The sequence below is a fragment of the Staphylococcus massiliensis genome, assembly GCF_043186315.1.
Taxonomy (GTDB): Bacteria; Bacillota; Bacilli; order Staphylococcales; family Staphylococcaceae; genus Staphylococcus; species Staphylococcus massiliensis.
The window spans coordinates 316,891-331,323 of record NZ_CP171119.1; the positions used below are offsets into that span (position 1 = coordinate 316,891).

11 protein-coding genes and 3 rRNA genes are annotated in these 14,433 nt (G+C 41.7%); all 14 read right to left on the reverse strand.

What is annotated here, in order from left to right; translation table 11 throughout:
* Positions 1-18: 18 nt before the first annotated feature.
* The 14 genes from ACF3N8_RS01505 to ACF3N8_RS01570 all read right to left on the reverse strand — a co-directional run bounded on the left by ACF3N8_RS01505 (position 19) and on the right by ACF3N8_RS01570 (position 14,364).
* On the reverse strand, positions 19-789 hold the full coding sequence (locus ACF3N8_RS01505; protein ID WP_009384555.1) for a TatD family hydrolase: 771 nt from the start codon (positions 787-789) through the stop codon (positions 19-21).
* Between the two features lie 18 nt (positions 790-807).
* Positions 808-2,781, reverse strand: a complete 1,974-nt coding sequence (gene metG, locus ACF3N8_RS01510) for a methionine--tRNA ligase (RefSeq protein WP_009384553.1) — start codon at positions 2,779-2,781, stop codon at positions 808-810.
* 146 nt (positions 2,782-2,927) lie between these two features.
* Positions 2,928-3,758, reverse strand: a complete 831-nt coding sequence (gene rsmI / locus ACF3N8_RS01515) for a 16S rRNA (cytidine(1402)-2'-O)-methyltransferase (protein ID WP_392450115.1) — start codon at positions 3,756-3,758, stop codon at positions 2,928-2,930.
* A gap of 3 nt (positions 3,759-3,761) precedes the next feature.
* A complete protein-coding gene (locus ACF3N8_RS01520) occupies positions 3,762-4,010 on the reverse strand; it encodes a GIY-YIG nuclease family protein (RefSeq protein ID WP_009384549.1) in 249 nt (82 codons plus the stop codon).
* Complete coding sequence (locus ACF3N8_RS01525) at positions 4,003-4,728, reverse strand: tRNA1(Val) (adenine(37)-N6)-methyltransferase (protein ID WP_009384547.1); 726 nt, start codon at positions 4,726-4,728, stop codon at positions 4,003-4,005. Before ACF3N8_RS01525 ends, ACF3N8_RS01520 begins: the two co-directional genes overlap by 8 nt.
* A gap of 139 nt (positions 4,729-4,867) precedes the next feature.
* Positions 4,868-5,206: a DNA replication initiation control protein YabA gene (gene yabA, locus ACF3N8_RS01530; RefSeq protein ID WP_009384545.1), complete on the reverse strand. Its 339-nt coding sequence runs from the start codon at positions 5,204-5,206 to the stop codon at positions 4,868-4,870.
* A 15-nt stretch (positions 5,207-5,221) separates the two neighbouring features.
* A complete protein-coding gene (locus tag ACF3N8_RS01535; protein ID WP_009384543.1) occupies positions 5,222-6,025 on the reverse strand; it encodes a stage 0 sporulation family protein in 804 nt (267 codons plus the stop codon).
* A 5-nt stretch (positions 6,026-6,030) separates the two neighbouring features.
* Positions 6,031-6,957: a DNA polymerase III subunit delta' C-terminal domain-containing protein gene (locus ACF3N8_RS01540; protein ID WP_009384541.1), complete on the reverse strand. Its 927-nt coding sequence runs from the start codon at positions 6,955-6,957 to the stop codon at positions 6,031-6,033.
* Positions 6,958-7,052: 95 nt separating this feature from the next.
* Positions 7,053-7,382 carry a cyclic-di-AMP receptor gene (locus tag ACF3N8_RS01545; RefSeq protein ID WP_009384539.1) on the reverse strand — a complete coding sequence of 110 codons (330 nt, stop codon included), beginning with the start codon at positions 7,380-7,382 and terminating at the stop codon, positions 7,053-7,055.
* Between the two features lie 29 nt (positions 7,383-7,411).
* The gene (gene tmk / locus ACF3N8_RS01550) at positions 7,412-8,029 is read right to left on the reverse strand and encodes a dTMP kinase (protein WP_238094288.1); all 618 of its coding nucleotides are present in this window, start codon (positions 8,027-8,029) and stop codon (positions 7,412-7,414) included.
* A gap of 5 nt (positions 8,030-8,034) precedes the next feature.
* The gene (locus tag ACF3N8_RS01555; protein WP_238102112.1) at positions 8,035-9,381 is read right to left on the reverse strand and encodes a lysine decarboxylase; all 1,347 of its coding nucleotides are present in this window, start codon (positions 9,379-9,381) and stop codon (positions 8,035-8,037) included.
* Between the two features lie 84 nt (positions 9,382-9,465).
* Positions 9,466-9,580: ribosomal RNA gene (rrf, locus tag ACF3N8_RS01560) — 5S ribosomal RNA — on the reverse strand.
* 73 nt (positions 9,581-9,653) lie between these two features.
* Positions 9,654-12,577, reverse strand: a 23S ribosomal RNA gene (locus ACF3N8_RS01565).
* Between the two features lie 237 nt (positions 12,578-12,814).
* Positions 12,815-14,364 (reverse strand): 16S ribosomal RNA (locus ACF3N8_RS01570).
* Together the 16S, 23S and 5S rRNA genes form the textbook arrangement of a ribosomal RNA operon.
* Between the last annotated feature and the right edge of the window lie 69 nt (positions 14,365-14,433).

Below are 14,433 nucleotides of genomic sequence, written 5' to 3' on the forward strand. Positions count from 1 at the left end.
ATTGTACCTTTTCAAACATTATTTTAATTTAAATAAGCGTTCAGCATTTTCTGTCGTTACTTTACAAACTTCTTCATAAGAAATGCCACGTAATTCAGCAATTTGTTCCGCAACAAGCGTCACGCGACTTGGTTCATTACGTTTACCTCTATAAGGATGAGGTGATAAGAACGGTGCATCCGTTTCAACTAACAAGCGTTCTAATGGCACATGTTTGGCCACTTCTTTCGGTTGTTTCGCATTTTTAAATGTCACAGGGCCACCTAATGAAATATGGAAGTCTAATTTATTAAATAGCACATCCGCGATTTCAGGAGAACCACTGAAACTATGCATAATGCCACCAACTTCTTCAGCGTGTTCTTCCATAAGGATGTCTACACAATCTTGTGTTGCCTCACGGTTATGAATCACAATCGGTAACTGAACACGCTTTGCAAGCGCAATTTGCTTTCTAAATACTTCTTTTTGTACATCTTTAGGTGATTTATCCCAATGATAATCAAGACCCATTTCACCAATACCGATAATCTTTTCATGTTTAGAAAGGTCTTCGATCCATTCTAAGCGCTCATCTGTACAATCAATCGCATCAACTGGGTGCCAACCAATAATACCGTAAATAAAGTCATATTGATCAATAAGTTCCATCGTACGTTCTACCGTCTTCGTATCAAAGCCTACAACGAACATACGGTCAACGCCCGCTTCACGTGCGTTCTCAATCACCTGTTCTAAGTCTTCATCGTACTGATCCGCATTTAAATGTACATGTGTATCAATAAGCATTTATATACGCTCCTTTAATTATTTAATTACTGCGCCATTAACAATCGCATTCGGTAAGCTAACTAATGTAAGTACGCCATCTTTTTCTGCAGATAAAATCATACCTTCAGATTTTTGGCCCATTAATTTAGCTGGTTTTAAGTTTGAAACGACAGCGACTTTCTTACCAATGATATCTTCTGGTTGATAGAATTTCGCAATACCTGAAATAATTTGTCGTTTCTCATAACCTAGGTCGACTTGAATTTTTAAGAGTTTGTCAGACTTCTTAATGTTTGTCGCATCAACAACCGTTGCTGCTTTAATCTCAACTTTATCGAAGTCTTTGATGTCGATTTGAGGCTTCTCTTCAACCTCTTCTTCTGTTTCTCCAGATTTAGGTGGTTGCATAGACGTTTTAATAAAGTCAATTTCTTTTTCATTATCAAGGCGAGGGAAGATAGGTTGTGGCTTTTCAGTCACCTTAATATCAGATTTTAATTGACCATACGTCTTCAAGCTCTCATATACATGTAAATCTTCGTCTTGGATGTTAAGTTGTTTGAAGATTTCATACGGTGCTTTTGTTAAGAAAGGACGCAGCAGCACTGCTGCAAAGCGAATATTCTCAACTAAGTGTGCCATTACGTTAGCAAGTTCGTCGCGCTTAGATTCGTCTTTTGCTAGAATCCACGGCGTCGTCTCATCAATATATTTATTCGTACGGCTAATTAATTTCCATACCGTTGATAACGCAACTGAGAACTGAAGATTGTCCATATTCTCATGGAACGTTTGAACAGTATCAAGCGCCATTTCTTCAACTTCACGGTCTAAATCACTTTGAGGGCCTTGGTACGCCTTAAGTTCACCGTCAAAGTATTTGTTAATCATAGAAATCGTACGGTTCACTAAGTTACCTAAATCATTAGCTAAATCATAGTTCGTACGTTCAACGAATGCTTCCGGCGTGAATACGCCATCAGAACCAAACGGTAACTCACGCATTAAGTAATAACGTGTCGCATCTAAACCATAACGGTCAATTAATACGTTAGGGTCAACAACGTTACCTTTAGACTTACTCATCTTACCGTCCTTCATCAGTACCCAACCGTGCGCAAAGACTTTCTTAGGTAGTGGTAAGTCTAACGCCATAAGTAAAATTGGCCAAATAATTGAGTGGAAACGAACAATTTCCTTAGCCATTAAATGCATGTCTGCAGGCCAATATTTCTTAAATAATGTATCATCGTCTGATAAGTAACCTAACGCTGAAATATAGTTAACCAGTGCGTCGACCCATACGTATACAACGTGCTTAGGGTTTGAAGGTACTTCGACACCCCAGTTGAAAGACGTACGTGAAACCGCTAAGTCTTCAAGTCCTGGTTTAATAAAGTTATTAATCATTTCATTCTTACGTGATGGCGGCTGGATAAAGTCTGGATGCTCATCATAGAACGCTAATAAACGATCTGTATATTTCGATAATTTAAAGAAATAACTTTCTTCTTTAACTAATTCCACTTCATGTCCTGAATCTGGACTCTTACCGCCTACAATTTTACCGTCTTCATAGACAGGATCTACTAACTGAGTCTCTGTATAATACGTTTCATCAGGTACAGAGTACCAACCTTCATATTCACCAAGGTAGATATCACCTTGTTTAAGTAAGCGTTCGAAGACTTTTTCTACAACTTCTTTGTGACGTTCTTCAGTCGTACGAATAAAGTCATCGTTTGAAATATCAAGTTTTTTCCAAAGGGCTTTAATACCTGAAATCATTTCATCAAGGTATTCCTTCTCACTTAAGCCTGCTTTATGTGCTTTATCTTGAATCTTTTGACCATGCTCGTCAGTACCTGTTAGATAACGAACATCGTACCCTTGTAAGCGTTTATATCTCGCAATCACATCACCTGCAACTGTTGAATATGCATGCCCGATATGTAAATTACCGCTCGGATAATAAATCGGTGTTGTGATATAAAATGTATCTTTTGTCATCAGCGCGCCTCCTCGTTTCTTATCTTATAAATATATCTAAATTTACCTTTATTTTCAATGATGCGTCATGCTTGAAAAGTCCTTAAACCATACATCCGAACGCAAGCTTTGAACACTTTCTATAATAACAATATATCACTTTCATTTTATACATTATGATATAAATCGTACACTTCGCCAGTTTTCATACCACGTTCTTTAGCTACAGTTTTAATCGCAGCTTTCGGTTTATTACCTTGATCGATATAATGTGTTACATGTTCTTGTATCGATAAATCTTCAAACCAATTTGCAGTCGTTTCTTTCTTACCTTCAATCAGAATCACAAACTCGCCTTTTTGAACAATCTCCTCTTGGTCCATTTTTAAAAGCGCTTCCTGAACCGTACACGTTTCAACTTGCTCAAACTTCTTCGTTAGTTCACGACAAACTGAAACGTTACGCGTTTGATCCACCTTCTCAATGGCTTTTAACGTATCTTTAACACGAAACGGTGATTCATATAGAATCAGCGTGCTCTCTTGATACATACGTGTAGATAGGATTTCAACCTTATCCTTCTCTTTACGCGGTAAAAACCCTAAAAATGTATACACATATGAAGGGAGACCACTCGTCATGAGGGCAGTTAAACCTGCATTCGCACCTGGTATCGTTTCAACCTTAATATCAGCCGCTCGCGCTTGTACAACAAGTTCATAACCAGGGTCACTAATTAAAGGTAAACCTGCGTCAGAAACTAAAGCGATATCCTGACCTTCCTTAAGGCTTGCTACTAACTGCTCGGTCTTACTTTCTTTATTATGCTCATGATATGAGATGAGCTTTGTATCGATATCATAATGATGGCATAGCTTCTGCGTCACGCGCGTATCTTCACACGCTATAACATCGACCGACTTTAACGTTTCGACAGCGCGGTACGTTATATCGCTAAGGTTTCCGATAGGCGTTCCCACTAAATATAATGTCTGCATGCGCTACCCTCCTTGAATGAGATTTAATTTATCTCGTCGTGATAATTGCTTAATCGCATATTCTCTCTTTAATGCTTCAGACTTCGACGTATACGATTCTTGATAAACAAGACGCACCGGGCGTCTTATTTTCGTATATTTCGCACCTAAGCCTGCATTATGTTTCGCTACACGTTTTTCTACATCTACTGTATACCCCGTGTAGAGCGATTCATCTTTACACTTTAAAATATAAACAAAATGATTATCCATAATATATAGCCTTCATTTCTTCTGTATACGTATTATCGTCTTGATACATATAAAAAGGAGCGCCTATTTTTAAACCATATTGACCGCCCTTACGCGCTTCAACCACAATCGTTTGTGCTGCCTTGTGCTTTTTACTATAAATCAGATGGAGCACTTTCGGTTCGAGTTGATACTGGCGCATCAAAGTTAAGACGTCCATAAGACGGTCTGCACGATGTACCATTACTATTCTACCACCTTGCTTTAACAAATGTCTTGTGACACTTAAGACATCCTCAAGCGTACACATGACTTCATGTCTCGCAATTTTATGGGCTTCCTTTTGATGTTGATTCATTTGATTCACCTTGAAATAAGGTGGGTTACACGTTATCAAATCATATGTAGCGGGTTTAAAATGTTTTACCAAGTCCTTAATATCCATATGATGCATATGTATACGCTCTGATAGATCATTTCGAGCGACACTACGATTCGCCATATCAACGAGTTGTGATTGAATTTCAACACCTTCAATCATTTGATGGCATTTATGCGATAACACTAACGGAATGACACCGTTCCCAGCACATAAGTCCATAACTTTATCTCGCTTGCGAACTTTTGTAAAATGTGCGAGTAAAAGTGCATCTGTTGAAAACGAAAACACGTCATCGTTCTGAATAATTTCAAGTTTTTCCTTAAATAAATAATCAATGCGTTCATTTGGCTTTAACATTGATTGACCTCCAAAACTATTTAAATAAAAAGAGGGCGTAGACAATATTACCTTTCGCTCCACAGTATCCGATCACACTGCTTAGAAAGATGTCCTAGCCCCCTCTTATATCAATCTTAAACATCTGTACTTCAACATTTTATTGCTCACTAAGTACATTTAAACAAAAGAGACAATCTTCTCCTTTTCGGTGTTTACCGAATAATTCGCCTCGACAAATATGAAAGCCTTCTTTATATAACATTGCTAAATTCTCTTTACTTTGTAGTGGTTTTTTCACTGTACCATTAGACGTATCGTGATCTTTACGTTCTTCCTTATCAATCAACATTTTAAGATTATCATTTTCGAGTTGTAATGAAACATTCTCTTCAACGAGTTCGACCGCTAAAGACTTTAACGTTTGCATATCTTCATTTAGCTCTGTTACATGTCGTTCCATATTCGTTAATCGTTCGAATAATTCACTTCGGTCCAATCCTCTGATGCCTCCTTACGTCAATGCTTCTAATTCTTCCATCTTATATTCAAGCGGTTGTTCGATACCGTCAACTTTAATTTGCATGGAAATATCTAAAATATTTAATCCAACCACTTTGCCTTTTCCTTCAGGTGTATGAATCATCTCACCCACATCAGGCATCATTTCACGTGCTTCTTCATAGTAGTCATTCTCATATTTTAAGCAACACATTAAACGACCACAAGCACCTGAAATCTTGCTTGGATTTAAGGATAAATTTTGGTCCTTCGCCATCTTAATCGATACTGGTTCAAAGTCACCTAAGAATGTTGAACAACATAGTGAGCGTCCACAAGGACCAATACCACCTAGAAGTCGTGCTTCATCACGCACGCCAATTTGGCGCAGTTCAATTCTCGTTTTAAGCTTTTGCGCAAGCATTTTAACAAGTTTTCTAAAGTCTATGCGCTCTTCAGCTGTAAAATTAAAAATAACCTTAGATTTATCAAGCGTGAATACACAGTTAACAAGGTTCATATCTAAATTAAGCTGATCGATATATGTTTTACACAGTTTCATCGCGTGATCTGCGTCTATTTGATTTTGTTCGTATTGAGATAAATCTTTATCCGTCGCAACACGTAATACCTTTTTTAAAGGTAGTGTGACATCTTCATCGTGGACATTTGTAGGTTCATGTTTAACACGGCCAATCTCAATACCACGTGATGATTCAACAACAACATATTGTTGTTCACTTAAATCTATGTCACAAGGCGAATAATATTCCAATTTAGCTGACTTATCAAATTGGATACCTACAACATGATGCATACGTTTCACCCCTTAATTCTAATTGCGATTTGTTCAAACACTAATGTTGGATTCACATTTTGATTCAATTTTTTATGCGCTTCCAATAGTGTTTCATGTATCGTCGTTAAGTCTTGATAACTTAATTTAAGCGCGACACCTTCGAGATGTTCTTGTATCGATGTTAATGTAATTGCCGACTTTAAGTCTGCCTTCATATGCATGACATCCTGAAAGTACGTATTCATTAACGTTAATACAAGTATTTGAAGTTTTCGATTTTTAGCTTGTTTCAATAATTCAACAATCGCGATCAGTGCCATGGGTCTATTTTCAATGAGAAGATGACACCAATTCAACGTTTCCTTTCTTAAAGCAGCTAAATCAAACTCCTTATTCAATTCTATCGCAATTTCTTGATCAGTGGTATAGGTTCCAAGAATTTCTGCTACACCAGGTGAAATTTCTACCGATTTAAAGTGTTCAATCACTTGTTTCGTATCCATCGGTTTAAAATATACATGTTGGCAACGTGAATGTATGGTATCTAAAATTTGCTCAGGTTTAGTTGATATTAGTATCGCAATGGTATTATTAGGCGGCTCCTCTAGGAATTTCAGTATACTATTTTCACCTTGAACTGTTAACTTTTCAAAACCATCAATAATATAAACTTTATGTGTACTCTCTATAGGCAAGCGGTTCATATAGCGGACGAGTGCTTCAACTTGCTCTTTCTTAATCGTAATTTCATTCGTTTCGACATACATAAAGTCCGGATGGTTCAAATTTTCGACCTTAAGCTCACACGTTTCATCGCTATCACACAGTATCGTTTTCGCAAAGTTGATTGCGACTGACTTCATCGAACGCGCATCATCGCCCTCAAATAAATATGCATGAGAAAGTTTTTGATCATGATATGCATGGGTTAATTTCGTTAATTCATCCATATTTATAACTCCTTTATAATGAAAAGGCCGGACATATTAACAACGTCACATTGTTAATCCTACGCGAGTAGGTGTCCAGGCCCTATACAAGTACTTTAAAATTGGTGAAATGTTTCAACTGGCATAACGAATACAGTCGCGCCGCCAACCTCAACTTCAACTGGATATGGAATATAAGAGTCAGCACTACCACCCATAGGTGTAATTGGCGATACAAGTTGCTCTCTATTACCACAAGTTCCATTAATCACTTCTAAAATTTCATCAACACGGTCATCATCCACACCACTCAAGAAAGTTGTGTTACCCGCTTTTAAAAAGCCACCCGTAGTTGCAAGTTTCGTAGCTCTGAAATTATTTTTAACAAGTTGATCACTTAATTCTTGGCTATCTTGATCTTGAACAATCGCTATAACCATTTTCATAATAAAACACCTCTTTAGAATTTAGTATATCACATAATTTTTAAGTAATTTAACACAGCTTCATAAACATCTTGAATCACATCTTCTAAGGATTGATCAGCATTTATCACAACAAATCGATCTGAATAAGTTTCAATCGTCTGTTTATAACCGGCTACAACCTTTTTGTGAAAGGCCATTGACTCAGCGTCTAAGCGGTTTTGTTCACGTTGGTTCGATTTGATGCGTGCGTGACCAACCTCAGGACTAACATCTAAATAAATCGTTAAATCAGGATAATGATCTTTAATCGCAAACTCATTAATTGCTTTCACTTCACTAACGCCTATACCCCTTGCATAACCTTGATAAGCAAGTGAACTATCGATGTAACGGTCACACAACACGATTTGTTTCTTCTCTAGTGCTGGAATTACCTTTTGCACAAGATGCTCACGACGTGCCGCCGCAAATAATAGAGCCTCCGTGCGTTCATCCATATTTTCGCCTTCTAAAACAATTTCTCTTATCGCTTCAGCAGTTTGAACGCCACCAGGTTCTCTCGTTGTAATAACATCATATGTATCATTTAATTTCTCATAAAGTGCGCGTATAACTGACGTCTTACCAGAACCCTCAGGCCCCTCGAAAGTGATAAATCCCTTCATTCTATTCATTCCTTAACTTTAATTTTTCCGTCATGAAGTCCTTCAATTCGAACATCAAACGACAACCAATGTCGAATCAATTTTATCATATCTTGCGTGATGATTTCGCCTTTAAACAAGATTGGTATACCAGGTGGATACGGCATAATATGTTGGCCTAATACACAACCAACCGCATCTTGATAAGGCATTTCAAGCGTCTTAAAACGCTCAGAATAGTAGGCACCACCATCCAAATAAAGTTCGGTAGCTTGCAGTTGAGCAGGTTCAAGCCTACTTGTGTCAAAGGCTTGTATACGTTGACTTAATAACTCGAAATTAAACCTATCCCCTTCATGCCACAACGGTAGCACGAGCAACACCTGATACATATCATCGAGTTCAACATAAATATGCGATTCCTCAAACAATCGCTTAACATCATACCCCGTTACATTCGGGTAACGTACAACTAGCTTAAGCGGATCATCTACCTCTCGCACATCAAATCCCTTCCCCTTCAAAAGCCCTATAAGCTTAGCCCGCTTTTCAAAGAAGATACCTGAATCATAGTGGTGATAAAATTGCGCAGCACGCTCCAAACCTGCCATTAGGAGATACGAAGGGCTAGAAGATTGAAACTGTGTGAGATAACGTTTAACTTCATGTCGCAATTTCGCATCTTTATGTATATAAATAACCGAACTCATCGTAAAAGCTGGCAACGATTTATGGAAGGATTGTACAACGTAATCCGCCCCCATATTTAATGTAGATTCTGGAAAACCTTCTAAATCAAAGTGCGCGCCATGTGCTTCATCAATGAGGACAGGCACATCAAGTTGATGCAAATGATCTATCCAGGACCTGATGTCAAATGTCTCTCCATAGTAATTTGGATAAGTAAATATGCCGAGTTTAGCTTGCTTGAAGTCATTAATTTTAGCACACGAGGCAGGCTGAGGGCCTTGGTATTGCGATGTAACACGACTCTGACACATCGGTAGAATGTGCGCACGCTGATGCGATAAATCCAAAGCATTAAACACGGACTTATGCATATTACGCGTCATCACATAGACCCCTTCCCCACTTGAAAAGGCCTGTATGACAGAAAGTATGCCTGAAGTCGTTCCATTAACTAAAAAGACTGCTTCATAATCGGAATGTTTTTCAAGCGTCTTCATACTCTCTTTTAAGATAGCTTCAGCTTCATGTAAGTCATCAAAGCCAGTTATTTCAGTAATATCCATATAGCCTTCAATTTGATCTAAGTCACCTATAGTCATATTTTTATGGCCAGGTACATGGAGAGAAATAGGTTTATTTCTAAAGAAAGATTGTAATTGATCGTTTAAAGGTAAACGTGTCATCTCATCACCTCATTTAAAAGCAAGTATACCATGAAAGTTTTAGATATAAAAAAAGACTGAAACCATAAGGTTTCAGTCTCGAGTGCTTGGCAACGTCCTACTCTTGCGGAACGTAAGTCCGACTACCATCGGCGCTAAAGAGCTTAACTTCTGTGTTCGGCATGGGAACAGGTGTGACCTCTTTGCTATTGTCACCAAACTATAAGAATGTAACTTATACATTCAAAACTAGATAGTAAGTAAATGATAAAACCAAGACAAAACATTTAAAATTGATTAAGTCTTCGATCGATTAGTATTCGTCAGCTCCACGTATCGCTACGCTTCCACCTCGAACCTATTAACCTCATCATCTTTGAGGGATCTTATAACCGAAGTTGGGAAATCTCATCTTGAGGGGGGCTTCATGCTTAGATGCTTTCAGCACTTATCCCGTCCATACATAGCTACCCAGCTATGCCGTTGGCACGACAACTGGTACACCAGAGGTATGTCCATCCCGGTCCTCTCGTACTAAGGACAGCTCCTCTCAAATTTCCTACGCCCACGACGGATAGGGACCGAACTGTCTCACGACGTTCTGAACCCAGCTCGCGTACCGCTTTAATGGGCGAACAGCCCAACCCTTGGGACCGACTACAGCCCCAGGATGCGATGAGCCGACATCGAGGTGCCAAACCTCCCCGTCGATGTGAACTCTTGGGGGAGATAAGCCTGTTATCCCCGGGGTAGCTTTTATCCGTTGAGCGATGGCCCTTCCATGCGGAACCACCGGATCACTAAGTCCGTCTTTCGACCCTGCTCGACTTGTAGGTCTCGCAGTCAAGCTCCCTTATGCCTTTACACTCTATGAATGATTTCCAACCATTCTGAGGGAACCTTTGAGCGCCTCCGTTACACTTTGGGAGGCGACCGCCCCAGTCAAACTGCCCGCCTGACACTGTCTCCCACCATGATAAATGGTGCGGGTTAGAAAGCCAACACAGCTAGGGTAGTATCCCACCAACGCCTCCACGTAAGCTAGCGCTCACGTTTCTAAGGCTCCTACCTATCCTGTACAAGCTGTGCCGAATTTCAATATCAGGCTACAGTAAAGCTCCACGGGGTCTTTCCGTCCTGTCGCGGGTAACCTGCATCTTCACAGGTACTATGATTTCACCGAGTCTCTCGTTGAGACAGTGCCCAAATCGTTACGCCTTTCGTGCGGGTCGGAACTTACCCGACAAGGAATTTCGCTACCTTAGGACCGTTATAGTTACGGCCGCCGTTTACTGGGGCTTCGATTCGTGGCTTCGCAGAAGCTAACCACTCCTCTTAACCTTCCAGCACCGGGCAGGCGTCAGCCCCTATACATCACCTTACGGTTTAGCAGAGACCTGTGTTTTTGATAAACAGTCGCTTGGGCCTATTCACTGCGGCTCTTCCGGGCATACACCCCAAAGAGCACCCCTTCTCCCGAAGTTACGGGGTCATTTTGCCGAGTTCCTTAACGAGAGTTCGCTCGCTCACCTTAGAATTCTCATCTTGACTACCTGTGTCGGTTTGCGGTACGGGCACCAAGTATCTAGCTAGAGGCTTTTCTTGGCAGTGTGAAATCAACGACTCGAGGAAACGTATTTCCTCTCCCCATCACAGCTCAACCTTATGAGTGCCGGATTTGCCTAACACTCAGTCTTACTGCTTGGACGTGCACTCCAACAGCACGCTTCGCCTATCCTACTGCGTCCCCCCATCGCTTAAAACGATAATAGGTGGTACAGGAATATCAACCTGTTATCCATCGCCTACGCCTGTCGGCCTCAGCTTAGGACCCGACTAACCCAGAGCGGACGAGCCTTCCTCTGGAAACCTTAGTCAATCGGTGGACGGGATTCTCACCCGTCTTTCGCTACTCACACCGGCATTCTCACTTCTAAGCGCTCCACATGTCCTTGCGATCATGCTTCACCGCCCTTAGAACGCTCTCCTACCATTGTCCGAAGGACAATCCACAGCTTCGGTAATATGTTTAGCCCCGGTACATTTTCGGCGCAGTGTCACTCGACTAGTGAGCTATTACGCACTCTTTAAATGATGGCTGCTTCTAAGCCAACATCCTAGTTGTCTGGGCAACGCCACATCCTTTTCCACTTAACATATATTTTGGGACCTTAGCTGGTGGTCTGGGCTCTTTCCCTTTCGAACATGGACCTTATCACCCACGTTCTGACTCCCAAGTTAAATTATTTGGCATTCGGAGTTTGTCTGAATTCGGTAACCCGAGAGGGGCCCCTCGTCCAAACAGTGCTCTACCTCCAATAATCATCACTTGAGGCTAGCCCTAAAGCTATTTCGGAGAGAACCAGCTATCTCCAAGTTCGATTGGAATTTCTCCGCTACCCACAGCTCATCCGCTCACTTTTCAACGTAAGTCGGTTCGGCCCTCCATTCAGTGTTACCTGAACTTCAGCCTGGCCATGGGTAGATCACCTGGTTTCGGGTCTACGACCAAATACTATCTCGCCCTATTCAGACTCGCTTTCGCTACGGCTCCACATTTGCTGCTTAACCTTGCATCAGATCGTAACTCGCCGGTTCATTCTACAAAAGGCACGCCATCACCCATTAACGGGCTCTGACTATTTGTAAGCACACGGTTTCAAGTTCTCTTTCACTCCCCTTCCGGGGTACTTTTCACCTTTCCCTCACGGTACTGGTTCACTATCGGTCACTAGAGAGTATTTAGCCTTAGGAGATGGTCCTCCTAGATTCCGACGGAATTTCACGTGCTCCGTCGTACTCAGGATCCACTCAAGAGAGAAAACATTTTCGACTACAGGATTATTACCTTCTTTGATTCATCTTTCCAGATGATTCGTCTAACATTTTCCTTTGTAACTCCGTATAGAGTGTCCTACAACCCCAATAGGCAAGCCTATTGGTTTGGGCTCTTCCCGTTTCGCTCGCCGCTACTCAGGGAATCGATTTTTCTTTCTCTTCCTCCGGGTACTAAGATGTTTCAGTTCTCCGGGTCTGCCTTCTGACATGCTATGAATTCACATGTCGATAACACAACATAACTTGTGCTGGGTTCCCCCATTCGGAAATCTCTGGATCACAGCTTACTTACAGCTCCCCAAAGCATATCGTCGTTAGTAACGTCCTTCATCGGCTTCTAGTGCCAAGGCATCCACCGTGCGCCCTTAATAACTTAATCTGTTATTAATCATGTGTGTTACTGACCATCGGTCAATAACTAGCGATTATTTTTTGAATTCAAGCTTAATTAAACTCTTATTCACTCGGTTTTGCTTGGTAAAATCTATTTTACTTACTTATCTAGTTTTCAATGTACAACTTGAATGTTCTAAAAACATTCAAAACTGAATACAATATGTCACGCTTTCTTGTTTATATTTCAACTTCTTAAGAAGTTGTTCCGTTATATCCTTAGAAAGGAGGTGATCCAGCCGCACCTTCCGATACGGCTACCTTGTTACGACTTCACCCCAATCATTTGTCCCACCTTCGACGGCTAGCTCCAAAGGTTACTCCACCGGCTTCGGGTGTTACAAACTCTCGTGGTGTGACGGGCGGTGTGTACAAGACCCGGGAACGTATTCACCGTAGCATGCTGATCTACGATTACTAGCGATTCCAGCTTCATGTAGTCGAGTTGCAGACTACAATCCGAACTGAGAACGGCTTTATGGGATTTGCTTGACCTCGCGGTTTAGCGACCCTTTGTACCGTCCATTGTAGCACGTGTGTAGCCCAAATCATAAGGGGCATGATGATTTGACGTCATCCCCACCTTCCTCCGGTTTGTCACCGGCAGTCAACTTAGAGTGCCCAACTTAATGATGGCAACTAAGCTTAAGGGTTGCGCTCGTTGCGGGACTTAACCCAACATCTCACGACACGAGCTGACGACAACCATGCACCACCTGTCACTTTGTCCCCCGAAGGGGAAAACTCTATCTCTAGAGCGATCAAAGGATGTCAAGATTTGGTAAGGTTCTTCGCGTTGCTTCGAATTAAACCACATGCTCCACCGCTTGTGCGGGTCCCCGTCAATTCCTTTGAGTTTCAATCTTGCGATCGTACTCCCCAGGCGGAGTGCTTAATGCGTTAGCTGCAGCACTAAGGGGCGGAAACCCCCTAACACTTAGCACTCATCGTTTACGGCGTGGACTACCAGGGTATCTAATCCTGTTTGATCCCCACGCTTTCGCACATCAGCGTCAGTTACAGACCAGAAAGTCGCCTTCGCCACTGGTGTTCCTCCATATCTCTGCGCATTTCACCGCTACACATGGAATTCCACTTTCCTCTTCTGCACTCAAGTTCCCCAGTTTCCAATGACCATCCACGGTTGAGCCGTGGGCTTTCACATCAGACTTAAGAAACCGCCTACGCGCGCTTTACGCCCAATAATTCCGGATAACGCTTGCCACCTACGTATTACCGCGGCTGCTGGCACGTAGTTAGCCGTGGCTTTCTGATTAGGTACCGTCAAGGTGCGCATAGTTACCTACGCACTTGTTCTTCCCTAATAACAGAGCTTTACGATCCGAAAACCTTCATCACTCACGCGGCGTTGCTCCGTCAGACTTTCGTCCATTGCGGAAGATTCCCTACTGCTGCCTCCCGTAGGAGTCTGGACCGTGTCTCAGTTCCAGTGTGGCCGATCACCCTCTCAGGTCGGCTACGTATCGTCGCCTTGGTAAGCCATTACCTTACCAACTAGCTAATACGGCGCAGGTCCATCTATAAGTGACAGCAAAACCGCCTTTCAATGTTGAACCATGCGGTTCAACATGTTATCCGGCATTAGCCCCGGTTTCCCGGAGTTATTCCAGTCTTATAGGTAGGTTACCCACGTGTTACTCACCCGTCCGCCGCTAACGTCAAAGGAGCAAGCTCCTCGTCAGTTCGCTCGACTTGCATGTATTAGGCACGCCGCCAGCGTTCATCCTGAGCCAGGATCAAACTCTCCATAAAAATGTTTGTTTGATTGACTCTAAAATTTAAGCAATTGATTGCTTGGTTTGTTGTGTGACTGACTGTCAC